Here is a 15,267-nt window from a genome sequence, read left to right as displayed (position 1 = left end):
AAATGAGCTTAGAAGAAACAGGAAGAGTGATTCGTTACCACGAATTAAAAAAACTTGCAATCAAGCATAACGCATATATCGCAACAGGTCACCACGAGATAGATTATCTTGAGACGATTTTTATTAATATGATTCGAGGGACAGGACATAAAGGATTTCAAACTCTTCCGATTTATAACAATAATATTTTTAGACCACTATTAAAATTTTCTTATGAGGAAATAGAGAAAGCCAGCCAAATTTCCAATTGGAATATTTTCACGGACGAATCAAACGAAGACGAAAAATTCCTCAGAAACAGAATCCGAAAAAATATGATTCCATTTCTATTGAATGAAGGATTGAATCCGAAAAAACTCTACGAGAATTTTCACACCGAAGAATTTGCTGTTGCTCATAACGATCCTGATTTCAAATGCAATTCTATTTCTAAGATTAGCATAGATTCAAATTTGATTTTGGAAGCCAACCTCTCAAATTTGAAAGAAATCTTAGACATTCACTTGAAAGTTTTTCCACTTCACCCGTTAAATAAAAACTTTTTCCAAAGTCTCGCAACAAAAATCAAAGATAAAAAACCAATTCTATTAGAAAATAAAGAAGCCTACTTCCACAAAAAAGAAAATGGAAACCTCATCATTATCCCAAAAAACTCTTCGCTTTTAAAAAGACCAAAAATTATTCTTAAAGCCGGAAAAAGTTTTATTTTATGGAATGAAAAAGAACTGGAATTGGAAGAAGGTTTTACCTTAGGTGTGTATCAAAATGGATTAAAAATTCTTCAAAATAAAATGCACAAATCTGTTTCAGAAATATTTCGAGAAACGAACATTCCTGTTCTTGTAAGAAAAAATATTCCTATTCTTTTTCAAGATGCAATACCAATAAAAATTCTTTTTGAAATGTACGAACCTTCTATTCGAAGTTGCATAGGAGACCTCAAGTGATAAATTCAAAGTTTCAATTTCAAAATGTAATTTTTCATTCCGCTTATGTAGATACAAAAAAAATTCCACAAATTGAGTCTATCCCACAATTTGCATTTTGTGGACGATCCAATTCTGGAAAATCGAGTCTGATTAATGCGTTATGCGGCAGAAAGAAATTAGTAAAAGTTTCTTCTACACCGGGGAAGACAAAAGAAATTAATCTTTTTCTTGCCGAGGATCACTTTTTTTTTGTAGATTTGCCGGGTTTTGGATTCGCAAAAGGCTCGCACCAACTTAGAGACTCTATGATTGAAAGAGTAAATTCTTACTTGAACCACTCAAAAATGCTAAAAACTATTTTTCTGCTTTGTGATTCTGCACGAGAACTTCCTTTAGAAGAAGAAAATATAATCCAAACTGCATTCAAAAAAAATATACAACCAGTATTAATAAGGACAAAGTTTGATAAATTGAATCAAAAAGAAATTCACACTCTAAAAAAGAAATCCAATGAATTCCAAAAAATTTATCCCAACTTGAAAATAGTTTTTCTATCTGTTAAAAATTCTACCGGATTAAAAGATATTATTGAAATCATAAGAGAAAAATAAATTGCCAATCACCTTATTATATATTGATAAAGGAATCTATTTAGAAAGTGTAGATTCAACAAACACGTACTTAAAAAAAGAAGAATTCCAACCCGGAGTTTGGGTGTCCTCAAAAGAACAAATCAATGGAAGAGGCAGAAAAGAAAAAGTCTGGAATTCTTACGGTGAAGATAAAATTTTCTTTTCAGGAAAAATAGAATTTACAGATACAAGATTCCCTGCTTCTGTTTTGTCTCTTTTTGTTGGAAGCGAAATTTTTAAAGTCTTAACAAAAATATTCCCTACGCTATCCAATGAATTAAAAATAAAGTGGCCCAATGATATTTATAAAAAAGATAAAAAAATAGCAGGTATTCTGATCGAGTGCGAACAAAAAGGAAATAGCCTCATTGTGATTGTAGGAATAGGAATAAATATTTTTGGAACTGAAATTTTTCCGGATTCTCAAAATATTGGATTTTTATTAGATTCAAAACCAAAAACTACCCTTATGAAAAACTTAACAGAAAATTTAGTGTCATCTGTAAACCAAGCTGCCTTAATTGCCTTGGAAAAAGAAAGGATTGAAAAAGAGCTTGAGTTCGTTTATTCAAATTCTTATCTAAAAGAAAAAATAATTAAAGCCTATATCGGTGAAAGACAAATTCTTGGAAAATCCATTGGCTTTACTACTGACGGATTTCTGATTGTGGAAACAAAAACCGGTGAAAAGTTTGAATTATTGGATACAGGCCCAGGGTTTGAGGTGATTGGAAATGAATAGAAATTTACTTTTAGCGATAGACGTAGGAAATACAAATACAGTAATTGGCGTTTTTTCCCCCGGAGAAAAATCTCCTTACTTTCACAGAAGAACTGTTACAAAACTCGATAGAACCTCTGACGAACTCGGAGTGTTCTTGAGCGGTTTTTTAAGAGAAGATAAAATAGTATCGGAAAATATTGGAAGCGCCATATTCTCCAGTGTAGTGCCTTCATTCAATCCGATAGTTGAAAGAATGCTTGAGGATTGGTTTAAAGTAAAACCCATCATCGTAAGCCACCAAATGAAGCTCCCATTTTCTATTCACTACCCCAGACCTTTTGAAATCGGAGCAGACCGTCTTGTAAATGCTGCAGCAGTTACCGAATTATATCCTGGAAATTCCATAATCGTTGATTTAGGAACTGCAACTACTTTTTGCGTAGTATCCGAAAAAAAAGAATACCTTGGAGGAGTAATTGCTCCTGGACTTAAAATTTCTATGGAAGCTCTCACAAAAAATACCGCACAGCTTCCGCCTATCGTATTTCATCCTCCTGAGAAAATCCTTGGCGACTCAACTCTGGAGGCTATGCAGGCCGGCTTTTTTTATGGATGGGTAGGACTGTTAGAATGTATAATCGGAGAAATCAAAAAAGAATACAGCTCAAGCTACAAAGTAATCGGAACCGGTGGACTCGTATCCACGATACACAATGAAAGAAAAGGAATATTCGATGAAATCGAGCCTCTACTCACACTAAAAGGTCTTGAAATTATTTTTCGTCTAAATCATATAAAATAAATAGGGATTAATACAATGAAAATTATTTTCTTTACTACTCTATTTACTATTATTTTTTATTTATGCTTTTCTATTTATCTACTTTTTCTTGAATCGGGTAGAAGATCTCTTACAAGAAAAATTCTCATTGCAGGAGTACTAGGTATTGTTTTAGTTATACTGCCAGTTGTATTTGCAGAAACAGGAGTCGCCGTTAATTATTTCATTCAATACTCTATTCTAATATTTATTGTATGGGTTTTTCTATTTACTGCTTTTTTTCATTTGTATCAAAATACACATACTTCCAAAACGAAAAATATTTCCGAAACTCAAAATACAGAAACTGACAAAAAAAATTCTAATGTAATTGCTAACTGGTCGGATTCAGTTTTAAATATTGTGGAAGAGAGAAGAGAGAAGAGAGAACGAAGAAATCAAGATAGAAGAAAAGACGGATCCTACGTAAAATTAGACAATGAAAATTCAGAAGAAGCTCCAACAATAGAAATATCTTGGCACGGAATATTTTCAGAAAATATCCATCAATATCTGAATAAGAATTTGCTTATTCCAAAAAATATTTTTCAGGAATTTCATATTCTGATTTTTCAAAGAAAAACCAAAACGATTCTTGACTACCGTATTCCAAAACCTATGCTCAAGTCCTTACCTCGCCTATCTTTGGATTTCACTGGAGTTCAATTTGGCTATGGAGATAAAATAATCATCTATTCTAAAAATATTACATCTTTACTGAACAATGAAAAAAAATCTTACAGCGAAGATAGAATAAAATTATTCTTACAAAAAAATTACAAATTAGAGGTGAAAGAATTTGCAAGTGAATTCGCAGAAGAGCTTCAAGACTGGTCTGAAAATTTGAATGAAAACGAAAAGACCGCATTTTCAGTAATCGAAATAGTTTAGCTTTTTAGACATAATGCAGGATTCTTGTATAAGGAAATTACAATTATCCAACTAAAAAAATTTCTCTCATCATCTTATCAAAAAAATAATAATTATTGTTTGAATGACTATGCAAAAAAAATCATGCTAATTAGCTTACTACTTTATGAGATTTATGACGCTACTGCAAAAACCCCTTTCAGGGCTTTTTACAACGCTAGAAAATGGCACTTTTATTGGCTTTTTGAACAATTGCTTTTTCAAAAAACGACTTTTTGCAGGTACGCCATTTATTATTCTTATTTTTTTTCTATCCGCCTGCACATCTACCCAAAGAAAAACTCCAAATGAAAAAACTATCTATCTGGGTTTTCTAAGCCAATTCTTATCAGGTGAATCTGTAGAGTCAAATAGTCCTTACTATTCTATTTCACAAACGGCTTATTTCAAAAAATATTCAATGGATATGAAAAAAATTTGGGATACAATTGAAAAAGAAAGCTATGGTCCGATCCGAAATTGGGAATCAATAAACCTTAAAGACAAATCTTACAAAATCCAAGAATCGTTTTATCCTTTCAGTGGAGCTGATTTTGTAAATCTATACGGGTTTTATCCAAATGCAAAAAAATATATAATGATAGCCCTAGAAAAATCAGGAAAAGTCACCAATCCGCTAGATCTAAGCCCCGAGCAAATTAGAAAATCTCTTCATTCCATAAAAACTCTTATTTCAGAAATTTCAGAAAGAAATTACTTTCGCAGAAAAATTATGAGAGAAGAATTTCGTAACCCACATTTTTCAGGAACTCTTCCCGCATTAATTATTTTTATTACAAAAGTTGGCTTAGAAATAGAAGATATTACAGATGTAATTATCAACAACGAAGGAAGCATCGCTCCTAAATCTGAAAACCTCAGTAAAAATCCTGAAGGTGTTCGAATTCAATTTTATGATCCTAAGACTAACTCGAGTAAAGAACTCATCTATCTAAGTATAATGCTAAACAAAGATTCTCACTCCGCAGCTACAACCGAAGGAAAATTTCTTAGTAAATTAAATAATTTTGGTGTTATGATAAAATCAGCAGAGTATCTTTTCCCAAGAGTAAACCTTGATGGACTAAGAGATATAATTTTACAAAAAAGTCAAACAATAATTCAAGATGATTCAGGCATACCATTTACATTTTTTAAAGAAGACAATTGGAATATTCAACTGTTTGGAAATTATAAAAAAGCAACCCTCCTCGCAAATATCCCTTATCAACCAGTTCAATCAACACTCAAAGAAAAATATTTAAAGAATAGCACCCCTCTCAATTTTAGCTATGGGTATGGTATCTTGAGAGGAAAAAATGAATCTAATCTTATGCTTCTGTTTAAGAAATGATGTTTTTATGTCGCTTTTAGTTTTTTGCGTTTAGATTCCGAAGTTGTATTAATATGAATTTTTTAGAGCTTACAGGAAGAAAACAATACGATCTTTTCGTCAGAAAATATAATAACAGTAAGTTTTCATAAATTGGAAATTTTTTTTCTTTTCTTGGTGAGTTTTGCAATAAGTTTATTATGAGATAAAAAATGAAACGCGAAAGTATAATTTCTTTAGTGAATGGATTTGTCCTGATGATTTTTTTGGTAGGCTTCTATTTCCATGTTTTCTCTATTCATTTTGTCTTTTCCTATTCTTGGCATAAAGTTTTGCATATATTGGGCGTTGTTTTGTTTTTTGGAAATATGGTTGTTGGTCCTGTTTGGGTATCTTATGCTTTTTTTTCTCAGGATGAAAAAATCCTCGATTTTTCTTTGAAAGTGTTGAGAAAAACCGACATCAGTTTGACAATTTTCGGTTTGGACTTACTCGTAATCAACGGTCTTATTCTATCTTCTGCTTTTGGAGATTGGAAAAATCAAGAATGGATTTTTTATTCGGTGATTCTTTTGGCGTTTATGTGGGTGCTATCTTTACCTGTGGTCTATATTCAGGAAAAATTGTTTGAAGCGTTTGAGCGAGAAGGTTCAAGGTCTATCGAATTCCTAAAATACTTAAAGCTATGGGCAGTTTTTGGCACAATCACAACGATTCCTCCTTCGATAATTTTTTATCTAATGATTGCAAAAAATATATAAATCTCAATCTAAGAGAAATTTTTCAATATTTAACATCCAAATATCTTCCACGTATCTCTTTTTTTAACATGGAAAGAGTTTTCCCAGTCCTCGATTAAATTTTTTATTTGATTTTTTTAATCGTATATTTACGATATACAAAATGACACAAAATAAAAAAAATGAATTCAAAAAGAAATCAATATCCCTTGCAGAATTTGCCAAAGTGCTTTCCCATCCCGCAAGAATTGAGATTCTTTTGACCGTCGCAAAAAAGAAAGAGTGTATATGTGGAGAGATTGTAGAAATCTTACCTCTTGCTCAGTCCACGGTTTCTCAACATTTAAAAGAATTAAAAGAAATAGGACTCATTACCGGAGAGATCGACGGTTTAAAGTCTTGCTATTGCATAAATTGGAAAAATATAGGAAAGCTTCAAAAATTACTACACGGATTTTTTGAAAATTTAAATCAGCGAAAACAAAATTGTTGTTAAAAAGGAGAAAGAAATGCAAACAACTGAATCTATCAAAGAAATGGTGAAAGAAAAATATGCCACAATCGCAAATCAATCGAAAGATCATAATGCTTTTTCGTGTTGTGGAACGGGTGGATGCTCCACAGTTGACTACTCTATCTTTAGTGAGGATTATTCCAAATTAAAGGGTTATGAATCGGATGCGGACCTTGGCTTGGGCTGCGGGCTTCCTACTCAATTTGCAAATATAAAAAAAGGAGATATAGTAATCGACCTTGGCTCAGGAGCAGGCAACGATGCCTTCATCGCAAGAACGATTGTAGAAGAAGAGGGTCAAGTTATCGGCGTTGATATGACTTTGGCTATGATAGAAAAAGCTCGCGCAAACTCACAAAAACTAGGTTTCAAAAATGTTGAATTTAAATTGGGAGAAATCGAAAAAATTCCGATTGAATCCGAAAAAGCTGACGTTGTGATTAGCAATTGTGTACTAAATTTAGTGCCCGACAAAAACAAAGCTTTCTCTGAAATTTATCGTATTTTAAAGCCTGGTGGGCAGTTTTGTATCTCTGATATTGTTCTTTCTGGACAGCTCCCTGAAAATTTAAAAGATACCACAGATATGTATACGGGTTGTATTTCGGGTGCAGTACAAAAAAAAGATTATTTGAATTTTATCTATGAAAATGGCTTTGAAAATGTCTCCATTAAAAAAGAAAAAGTCATTCAGATTCCAGACGATATATTGAACCAGTATCTTACTCCAAAAGAAGTTCAAACTCTAAAAGATTCGGGCACTCGAATTTTGAGCGTCACCGTCTTTGCAAAAAAAAGTAAGTTAAAAAGCTGTTGTGGAGGTAATGGACACTGTTAAAAGTCTTACTGAAAAAATAATTTTGTTTTTAATAAAATACTCTATTTCTTTGATACGGAATAAAATCTTTTGACATTTTTTTTATACCCACAGGCATTTCATTGAGGAGTTGCATGTTAAGACTTGTGAGAATATCGTTGATTTTCCTTGAAGAGATTATTTTTATACATACTTTTTATTTTAATCTCACGATTTTTTTTCCGAAAAAACGCTAATTTTCCGATAAATTACATAAGTACAGGCAAATTCGTGTTAGGTAAGAAATCATCACTCACCGGAAAACAAAAGGCAGCCATTTTTCTAATTGCTGTCGGTAACGAGGTGTCCACAGAAATCTTCAAGCACTTAAGAGAAGATGAGATCGAAACAATTACTTTTGAAATTGCACGATTAGACAAGATTACGCCAGAAGACAAGGAAAAAGTATTAGTAGAGTTTAACGAATTAATCATGGCGCAGGAATTTATCACCAATGGTGGTATTGACTTTGCCCGATCCCTTCTCGAAAAAGCCCTCGGTAATCAAAAAGCAATAGATATTATCAACCGACTAACTTCTTCTTTACAAGTTAGACCCTTTGACTTTATCAGAAGAACTGACCCGGCCCAGCTTTTGAACTTTATCCAATCCGAGCACCCACAGACAATCGCACTTATTTTATCATACTTAGACCCTACAAAGGCATCGAGTATATTATCCTCCCTGCCCCATACGATTCAAGCCGAAGTAGCAAAAAGAATTGCTGAGATGGATAGGGTTTCGCCTGACGTATTACGTGAGGTAGAAAGAGTATTAGAAAGAAAGCTCTCTGCTATTGCCTCTGAAGATTATACCTCTGCCGGCGGTATCGATGCAGTAGTTGAGATTCTCAATAACGTAGATCGTGGTACAGAAAAAACAATCATTGAAGCGTTGGAAGAAGAAAATCCAGAACTTGCAGAAGAAATCAAAAAACGTATGTTCGTATTCGAAGATATTGTACTATTAGACGATAGGGCTATTCAAAAAGTGATGCGAGAAGTGGATAATACAGAGCTTGCAAAGGCACTTAAGTCAGTAGATAGCGAAGTGCAAGATAAGATTTTTAAAAACATGTCTAAAAGAGCTGCAGCTTTACTAAAAGAAGATATGGACTTTATGGGTCCTGTTAGATTAAAAGACGTTGAAGACGCTCAGCAAAAAATCGTAAATATCATTCGTAAATTAGAAGAAGCCGGGGAAATTGTAGTTGCTCGCTCCGGTGAAGACGAGCTTATTGTATAAGTTTTTCGATTCCTTTTCCTTCTCTGATAATATTCATCTCATCCGAAGAAAAGTCAATGACCGTTGACATCTCTACGGCTGTAATCCCGCCTTCAATAATTCCTTCTACTTGGTTTCCATAAATTTCCTCTAAGTCGTCTGTCTCTGTAAGATATTCATCGTTGGTAATAACCGAAGTAGAAATTAAAGATTGGTTATGTATTTTCAATAGCTCCAATAGATATATATTATCAGGAATTCTAATCCCGATTTGTTTGGTCTTATCGTTTGTGAGATTAATTCTTGGTGTGTTTTTATTCGCCTTAAATATAAAAGTGTAGGGTCCTGGGGTAATTTTTTTCATAAGTCTGTAGGCTTCATTGGGAAGGCTTTCTATAAAATTTGTTGCAGTAGAAATATCAGGACAAAGTAGTGAAAGAGGTTTTTTCTTATCTAAAGATTTTAATTTATAGATCGTATCAATTCCAGTTCTCGATAAATAATCTGTAATCAGTGCATACACTGTTCCCGTCGGGAAAATATACACCTTCCCCGATTTCAGATTATCTGAAATTTCTCTTAGCTTTCGAGCTTCAGGATTTTTAGGATGCAAATGGATAATCATATTTTAAATATCTCAATATATTCAAAAAAAAATCACGGCTCTAATCGAGCAATATTTGTTTTTTAGTTGTAGAAAAAACAGAAAAATCTGTATGAAATTAATCAAAGAAAATTCAATGTGGTAAAAGTTTTCAAAATAATGAAAATTTTTTAAATAATCTTCAAAAATTTGAATTATTGCGAATATTGAAAATATTTAAAAACTGAATACGAAAAATGAAACCAGAAATCCGAGAAAGAATGAACCATTTATTAAATTTTTTGCCAAAGGTTTCAGAATTTCTGATGCACATTCAAAAAAAACCTCTTCTTGAAGTAAACAAAAAAGATAAAATTGATCTCGTAACAGAAGCAGATATTGGCTCCGAGAAAATGCTTATTTCTGAAATTCAAAAAATATTTCCAAACGATTCTATTCTTGGAGAAGAAAGTGGATACCTCCAAGGGAAAAATAGTTTCCAGTGGATTTTAGATCCTGTTGACGGAACTACAAATTTTGCTCATGGACTTCCTCTGTTTGCGATAGCAATCGGGTTAGAGAATACCTCAACCGAACAAGTCGAAATGGGAATTGTATCCGTCCCCTCTCTCAATGAAACTTTCCACGCAGCTCGCAACGAAGGCTCTTTCCTGAACAACAAGCCTATTCGTGTTTCAAATACCCCCGAATTGATTGACAGCCTTTTGTGCACCGGATTTCCTTATCAAAAAGAAAACCGACTGGAACTCTTGATGGAATACTATAAATCTGTACTAATGAGGTCAAGGGGCGTTAGACGCACAGGCTCTGCTGCCTTAGACTTATCCTGGGTTGCTTGCGGAAGATTCGATGGATTTTGGGAAGAAGGACTAAAGCCTTGGGACATGGCTGCTGCGTCCATCCTCATTGAAGAAGCAGGAGGAAAACTCTCCACTTTTGACGGAAATGTATTTAACGTAAACACTCCCAATATTATAGCCACGAATGGGAAAATCCACTCTCATTTAGTAGAATTATTCAGGAAGGAAACAATATGAGAAAAAGAAGACTCGGAAAATCCGGAATCATGGTTTCTGAAATCGGAATGGGAACTATGACTTTTGGATCTCAAACTGAAGAAAAAGAAAGTTTTAGAATTATGGATAAAGCCTTCGATGCAGGGATAGACTTTTTCGATACTGCCGAGATCTACCCTGTCCCACCTGATGAAAAATATGTTCATAGAACTGAAGAAATTGTAGGGAAATGGCTTTCTGAAAAACCGAGAGATGCAATATTACTTGCAACTAAGGTTTGTGCCCCCGGTTATGGATGGTTTACTCCACCTGTAAGATCAGGGAAAACTGCATTAGATAGAAGAAGCATTATGATAGCAATTGAGGGGAGCTTGAAGAGACTGAAAACAGACTATGTAGATTTGTATCAAACTCATTGGACGGATCCTGATTTCCCTTACGATGAAACTATGGAAGCTCTCACTACTCTTGTAAAAGCAGGAAAGGTGCGTTATGTGGGATGCAGTAACGAAACAGCAAGAGGACTTATGAAAAGCCTTTGGGTATCGGATAAAAATAATTTTGTACGATACGAGACAATCCAGAATAATTTTAGTATCTTAAATAGAAGATTTGAAGATGCAATTGCAGAAGTTTGCCGAAAAGAGCAGGTCAGTCTTTTACCGTTTTCTCCTATGGCGGGTGGAGTTCTCACAGGAAAATACAATTCAGACAATCCCCCAGAAGAGGCAAGATTCTCAAGGTATAAGAAAAGTGGTGATAGACAAAAAAAAATGATAAAACGATTTGTAAATCCTGAGACTTTATCGTCAACGGCAGAGCTGATAAAAATTGCCGAAGAGATAAACTTGAGCGTAACTACTCTTGCAGTTGCTTGGAGTAAGCAACACGATTTTGTTGCCTCCACTCTAATTGGGGCCACCTCTGCAGATCAATTAGACGATAGTTTAAAAGCGGCAGGACTCATCTTAGACGATGAGACCTTAAAAAAAATTGACGACGTGTCTAAAAAATTTCCTTATCCGATGGGGTAACTAATCTTTACCTGAGTTGCTATAATATTTTTTTATTTCTTCGGGTGGCGGGAAAACTAAATTTTTATTCATTAGCTCAATACTCAAATTTAAAAATGCTTTTGCTTTTCTGTGTGAAGGCTCACACAAAAGTCTATTCAGTTTACACAATTTGTTTTCAATATATGGCTCTCTTGCAGTAAAATTGATCTGCGTTCCGCCTTCGGAACTTTGGTACAAAAATAAATCATCCTCTATCCAACCAAATACATTTCCATAAGCAAAATACCCGGACTTAGAAATTCCAGGAGAAAGCAAGTCCCTCCCCATTACAGAAAAATAACATTCCTTCCCTACAGCTCCAAGAATTGTTGGAATCACATCCAACTGTGAAGAAATTTCCTCTCTTAGTTGAGGTTTGTATTTATCAGGCGCGTAAATCAAAAACGGAATATTTCTATCTTCGTAATAATTTAAGTATCTATGATGCGCATGATCAGCGACAAAGAAAAAAATAGTATCTTGAAAATATTTTGATTTCTTCGCCTTCTCTAAAAATTCGCTCAATGCCCAATCTGCATAATGATACACGTTTAAATATTCGTAATCTTTAGTTTTTTCATCGAACAAATGAACCTTTTTTTCTGGAACTCTGTAGGGGTAGTGAGTCGATAGAGTAAGAACTACCGCTAAAAAAGGCTCATCTTTTTTAAATTTAGAAATCTCTTCATGAAGTACATCAAATACATCTCCATCATCGTAGCCCCAAGCGCCTAACTTATATTTATTCATAGAGTCTATTTGTATTTTCCCGTACAAGCGATCAAATCCCCATCTCGGTAAAAGAAAATTTTTATTGTCAAAAGATAAATCACCACCTGTTGCAAACAAAGTCTTATATCCCATAGATTTAAAAATATTTCCAATTCCAGAAAAATTTCCCATGACCTGAGAAGTTCTGACCGCTGTCAATCCTGGTCGATCAGGGATCCCGGCAAGAACAGACATCATCCCATTTGTGGTTCTTCCTCCCGTTGCAAAAAACTTATTAAAGAAAATTCCCTTCTTAACCAAAGCATTAAAATGAGGAGCCACTTCTTTTCCATCAATCAGCCCGTTAGATATCGGCCTAATAAACTTTCCCGTCCAATTCTCCAATAATACTAAAACTACGTTAGGCGCTCTCTTAGTATTTGTCTCTGAAAGTTTTCTAAGGATAGGATATTTTACACTAATAAACTCTGCACCACTGTATTTAATTTCTTCCCTAACAATCAATGCAGCCTCTTCAAACCGCATTTGTTGAGATTTTGGAATTGTTTGACTTTTTAGATCGGCAATCGTCGTAAAAATTGCATTCAACCCAAGATTGTTTATAAAATTATTACCGGAAATAATTGCATTACTCGCTCGAATCGGACTAACTTGAACTCCACCCCGAATCGAAATTACAATAAATACAAAGATTGCAACTACTTCAACAACTCCAATTACCATAGATTTGTCGTTATAACGATACGGACTAAACTTTAAAAATACGTATGTTGAGGCAGGCAAAAAAATCAATAAAAGGGTGACTGTAGTTACAAATGGAATCGTATTATTCTCTAAGGCAGACTTCAATATTACCCCTAAATCTTTTCCGATAAATACAAAACCTTCATAACCGATGTGTTTGTTTGCATTTTCATAATAAAGTATATCTGCAATGGAATGCACCACCACCCAGATAAAAATTAAAATCGGTACATACCCCCAAACAAAACGAAAAATAAAAACCTTATTCAAAAAATTTAAAGAAGACAAAAGTAAAAATGGCCCCAGTAAAATAGCAACTACAGATAGATCGAAGCGAAAACCAACTAAAAAAGCAGAGAGTATCTCTAAAATTGTCGCATTATCTACTCTGTAAAAATAAGTAACCAGAAAAATCAGTCGATAGATAAATAAAAATGAAATGTATAAAATTGTATAAAATAAAAATAGTTTTAAATTGGAATATTTTCCTTTTAAATCAAGCTTCATTTTTATAAAGTTTATCCCTTGGTTTTTTTGTAAAAACCTCGAAAAATCCATTCTATAAAATATTCCACTAATTGCAAAAGAAAATAATAGGGTCTTTTATGAATTAAATTGATTTTTTTTTATTTTTAGTTTAGTTTATGATGCTACTGCCCAGCCCTTGCGTTGCAAGAGCTGGGATCGATGTGAAATATTGATTTTATTAAGTATTTAAGGGTATTTTTCTAAGTAAGTCTTTTTGCAGGTGAGTATAGAGTTCGTATTTTATGCTAATAGTGGACTTTTTACGCTAAAATGTGGGAACTCCATTCTTTTTTGAGGAATTGCACATTTAGTACGGGTTCAACACTTTTCGTGCAAAAATGTATGGAACATCCATCTTTTTCGAGGAATTTCACATTTAGTACGGGTTCAGAACTTTTTCTGTAAAAACTAAAAAAATTTTTCTAAAATTGTAAAAATTTTATTTCTATCACGATATTATTTTACCTTATATCAAGAGGCAAAAAATAGTGGCTGGGGACAGAAACTAGAGGAAAGAAAAATTTTATATTAGGAGAATACTATGAATCCAGAAAAATTTGAGCGAACCCAATCGAGTCTGCTTATTCCAGAGAAGTATATGGATGAGTTTACCTCGAGGACTGAAACTATTTCGAGAGAAGATTACTTGCACGAATTGTTGGAGAGATACAGGAATGTGTTACTTTGGCGGACTTTTGAAAAGTTGGATTGTGTGAAGACGGTGTATCAGGAAGAAGGGCAAAACTTGCAGAAGAAGAACTTTCGTCCGGAGAATGCAGATTGGATTGAGCTTGGTGAGTTTGCTCAATGGCTTGGTATTTCCCGAACGGCTCTTTTTACTCTTCTTTTGTTGCTTGACATTGCCGGATGGGACATAATCATCCCTGCCAAGTTCTATGACTTTGGAGTTCCACCCAAGGTCAGTTCTATTGCGGTAGGAATTTACCTCTCCAAGAGAAAAACTATACGATACAATAGGCTGATACGACATAAGAAGTGGCGAAAAACCGAAAGAAGCAAAAAAACATACTAAAAAAGCGAAACAAGCAAAAAATCAACTGTGTAAATACTTGGCTTTGAAAACAGTTTCAAAAAACTGGTAAATAGTTCTATATAATTACAAAAACAAAGGGGCAATTCTGTATGAAAGTTATAGTTTTGGTAAAACAGGTACCTGACACAGAGACAAGTATAAAACTTGGTGACAAATCTATCAATGAATCAGGGATCAAGTGGATAATATCACCTTACGATGAGTTTGCAATCGAAGAAGGAATCAAGATTCGTGAAAAGAGTGGGGGAGAGGTAATTGCTGTTTCTGTGGGTCCGGATAGAACCCAGGAAGTATTAAGAACTGCTTATGCTATGGGCGTTGATAAAGCTGTGCATATCAAAGCAGATACTTACAACACATTTGATTCTATATATACTTCTGAGCTAATTGCAAATTTTGTAAAATCAGAAAATGCTGATATAATTATTGGTGGAAGACAATCAATCGACTCGGATAGTTCACAGGTAGTAGTTCAGGTTGCAGAAAGACTCGGAGTTCCACACATTATCTTAGCATTAAAATTAGAATTTGACGGAAACAAAGTAAAAGCAACAAGAGAAGTAGAGGGTGGAACAGCAGTAGTTGAAACTGTTACTCCAGTTGTTGTAACTGCACAAAAAGGTTTGAATGAACCTCGTTATCCTTCTTTAAAAGGAATTTTATCTGCAAAGAAAAAACCTATTGATGTTAAACAAGCGGCTGATTTTGGATCGGGTGCAAGTAAAATTGAGGTAGTGTCTCTTGAGCCACCTCCTCCAAGGATTCCAGGCAGAAAATTAGAAGCCGGGGACGCTACAGGTTTTGCGCAACAGTTAGTGAAGGCGCTTAGAGAAGAAGCAAAAGTTATCTGATT

Annotated in this window: 16 protein-coding genes; 14 read left to right on the top strand and 2 right to left on the bottom strand. The window is 34.0% G+C overall.

The window, feature by feature from the left end:
- The first annotated feature begins 2 nt into the window (after nucleotides 1-2).
- The 10 genes from tilS to fliG all read left to right on the top strand — a co-directional run bounded on the left by tilS (nucleotide 3) and on the right by fliG (nucleotide 8,702).
- Entirely contained in the window at nucleotides 3-947 is a 945-nt protein-coding gene (tilS, locus tag HS129_14310; GenBank protein MBE7413209.1) for a tRNA lysidine(34) synthetase TilS, read from the top strand.
- Nucleotides 944-1,540, top strand: coding sequence for a YihA family ribosome biogenesis GTP-binding protein (locus tag HS129_14305; protein ID MBE7413208.1), 597 nt, complete (start codon nucleotides 944-946; stop codon nucleotides 1,538-1,540). Before tilS ends, HS129_14305 begins: the two co-directional genes overlap by 4 nt.
- A 1-nt stretch (nucleotide 1,541) precedes the next feature.
- Complete coding sequence (locus HS129_14300) at nucleotides 1,542-2,303, top strand: biotin--[acetyl-CoA-carboxylase] ligase (GenBank protein ID MBE7413207.1); 762 nt, start codon at nucleotides 1,542-1,544, stop codon at nucleotides 2,301-2,303.
- A complete protein-coding gene (locus tag HS129_14295; GenBank protein MBE7413206.1) occupies nucleotides 2,296-3,087 on the top strand; it encodes a type III pantothenate kinase in 792 nt (263 codons plus the stop codon). Before HS129_14300 ends, HS129_14295 begins: the two co-directional genes overlap by 8 nt.
- A 15-nt stretch (nucleotides 3,088-3,102) precedes the next feature.
- Complete coding sequence (locus HS129_14290; GenBank protein ID MBE7413205.1) at nucleotides 3,103-3,996, top strand: hypothetical protein; 894 nt, start codon at nucleotides 3,103-3,105, stop codon at nucleotides 3,994-3,996.
- 154 nt (nucleotides 3,997-4,150) lie between these two features.
- Complete coding sequence (locus HS129_14285) at nucleotides 4,151-5,368, top strand: hypothetical protein (protein MBE7413204.1); 1,218 nt, start codon at nucleotides 4,151-4,153, stop codon at nucleotides 5,366-5,368.
- Nucleotides 5,369-5,559: 191 nt separating this feature from the next.
- Nucleotides 5,560-6,108: a DUF2269 family protein gene (locus HS129_14280; GenBank protein ID MBE7413203.1), complete on the top strand. Its 549-nt coding sequence runs from the start codon at nucleotides 5,560-5,562 to the stop codon at nucleotides 6,106-6,108.
- Between the two features lie 142 nt (nucleotides 6,109-6,250).
- Nucleotides 6,251-6,583, top strand: coding sequence for a helix-turn-helix transcriptional regulator (locus HS129_14275; protein MBE7413202.1), 333 nt, complete (start codon nucleotides 6,251-6,253; stop codon nucleotides 6,581-6,583).
- Between the two features lie 13 nt (nucleotides 6,584-6,596).
- Entirely contained in the window at nucleotides 6,597-7,439 is an 843-nt protein-coding gene (gene arsM, locus HS129_14270) for an arsenite methyltransferase (protein MBE7413201.1), read from the top strand.
- 249 nt (nucleotides 7,440-7,688) lie between these two features.
- Nucleotides 7,689-8,702, top strand: coding sequence for a flagellar motor switch protein FliG (gene fliG, locus HS129_14265; GenBank protein MBE7413200.1), 1,014 nt, complete (start codon nucleotides 7,689-7,691; stop codon nucleotides 8,700-8,702).
- Here fliG and HS129_14260 read toward each other — a convergent pair.
- A complete protein-coding gene (locus HS129_14260; GenBank protein MBE7413199.1) occupies nucleotides 8,692-9,306 on the bottom strand; it encodes a threonylcarbamoyl-AMP synthase in 615 nt (204 codons plus the stop codon). The two genes, fliG and HS129_14260, sit on opposite strands and share 11 nt — an antisense overlap.
- Nucleotides 9,307-9,521: 215 nt before the next feature.
- Between HS129_14260 and HS129_14255 the strand changes: the two genes are divergently transcribed.
- Together HS129_14255 and HS129_14250 are read left to right on the top strand one after the other, a co-directional pair.
- On the top strand, nucleotides 9,522-10,322 hold the full coding sequence (locus tag HS129_14255) for an inositol monophosphatase (protein MBE7413198.1): 801 nt from the start codon (nucleotides 9,522-9,524) through the stop codon (nucleotides 10,320-10,322).
- A complete protein-coding gene (locus HS129_14250; GenBank protein MBE7413197.1) occupies nucleotides 10,319-11,335 on the top strand; it encodes an aldo/keto reductase in 1,017 nt (338 codons plus the stop codon). Before HS129_14255 ends, HS129_14250 begins: the two co-directional genes overlap by 4 nt.
- On the opposite strand, the gene HS129_14245 is transcribed toward HS129_14250, so the two are convergent.
- Nucleotides 11,336-13,339, bottom strand: coding sequence for a sulfatase-like hydrolase/transferase (locus tag HS129_14245; GenBank protein ID MBE7413196.1), 2,004 nt, complete (start codon nucleotides 13,337-13,339; stop codon nucleotides 11,336-11,338).
- Nucleotides 13,340-13,901: 562 nt separating this feature from the next.
- Here HS129_14245 and HS129_14240 point away from each other — a divergent pair.
- Both HS129_14240 and HS129_14235 read left to right on the top strand, forming a co-directional pair.
- The gene (locus tag HS129_14240; protein ID MBE7413195.1) at nucleotides 13,902-14,393 is read left to right on the top strand and encodes a DUF1564 family protein; all 492 of its coding nucleotides are present in this window, start codon (nucleotides 13,902-13,904) and stop codon (nucleotides 14,391-14,393) included.
- A gap of 110 nt (nucleotides 14,394-14,503) precedes the next feature.
- A complete protein-coding gene (locus tag HS129_14235) occupies nucleotides 14,504-15,265 on the top strand; it encodes an electron transfer flavoprotein subunit beta/FixA family protein (protein ID MBE7413194.1) in 762 nt (253 codons plus the stop codon).
- Nucleotides 15,266-15,267: the final 2 nt, after the last annotated feature.

The organism is Leptospiraceae bacterium (assembly GCA_015075105.1).
Taxonomy (GTDB): domain Bacteria; phylum Spirochaetota; class Leptospiria; order Leptospirales; family Leptospiraceae; genus JABWCC01.
This window is presented reverse-complemented; position numbering and strand designations above follow the sequence as displayed.

What these genes read in the sequence shown, in the direction of transcription:
- tilS (MBE7413209.1), top strand. Translation starts at nt 3, where the DNA reads ATGAGCTTAGAAGAAACAGGAAGAGTGATTCGTTACCACGAATTAAAA.
- HS129_14295 (MBE7413206.1), top strand. Translation starts at nt 2,296, where the DNA reads ATGAATAGAAATTTACTTTTAGCGATAGACGTAGGAAATACAAATACA.
- HS129_14290 (MBE7413205.1), top strand. Translation starts at nt 3,103, where the DNA reads ATGAAAATTATTTTCTTTACTACTCTATTTACTATTATTTTTTATTTA.
- HS129_14285 (MBE7413204.1), top strand. Translation starts at nt 4,151, where the DNA reads ATGACGCTACTGCAAAAACCCCTTTCAGGGCTTTTTACAACGCTAGAA.
- HS129_14280 (MBE7413203.1), top strand. Translation starts at nt 5,560, where the DNA reads ATGAAACGCGAAAGTATAATTTCTTTAGTGAATGGATTTGTCCTGATG.
- HS129_14275 (MBE7413202.1), top strand. Translation starts at nt 6,251, where the DNA reads ATGACACAAAATAAAAAAAATGAATTCAAAAAGAAATCAATATCCCTT.
- arsM (MBE7413201.1), top strand. Translation starts at nt 6,597, where the DNA reads ATGCAAACAACTGAATCTATCAAAGAAATGGTGAAAGAAAAATATGCC.
- HS129_14260 (MBE7413199.1), bottom strand. Translation starts at nt 9,306, where the DNA reads ATGATTATCCATTTGCATCCTAAAAATCCTGAAGCTCGAAAGCTAAGA.
- HS129_14255 (MBE7413198.1), top strand. Translation starts at nt 9,522, where the DNA reads ATGAAACCAGAAATCCGAGAAAGAATGAACCATTTATTAAATTTTTTG.
- HS129_14250 (MBE7413197.1), top strand. Translation starts at nt 10,319, where the DNA reads ATGAGAAAAAGAAGACTCGGAAAATCCGGAATCATGGTTTCTGAAATC.
- HS129_14245 (MBE7413196.1), bottom strand. Translation starts at nt 13,339, where the DNA reads ATGAAGCTTGATTTAAAAGGAAAATATTCCAATTTAAAACTATTTTTA.
- HS129_14240 (MBE7413195.1), top strand. Translation starts at nt 13,902, where the DNA reads ATGAATCCAGAAAAATTTGAGCGAACCCAATCGAGTCTGCTTATTCCA.
- HS129_14235 (MBE7413194.1), top strand. Translation starts at nt 14,504, where the DNA reads ATGAAAGTTATAGTTTTGGTAAAACAGGTACCTGACACAGAGACAAGT.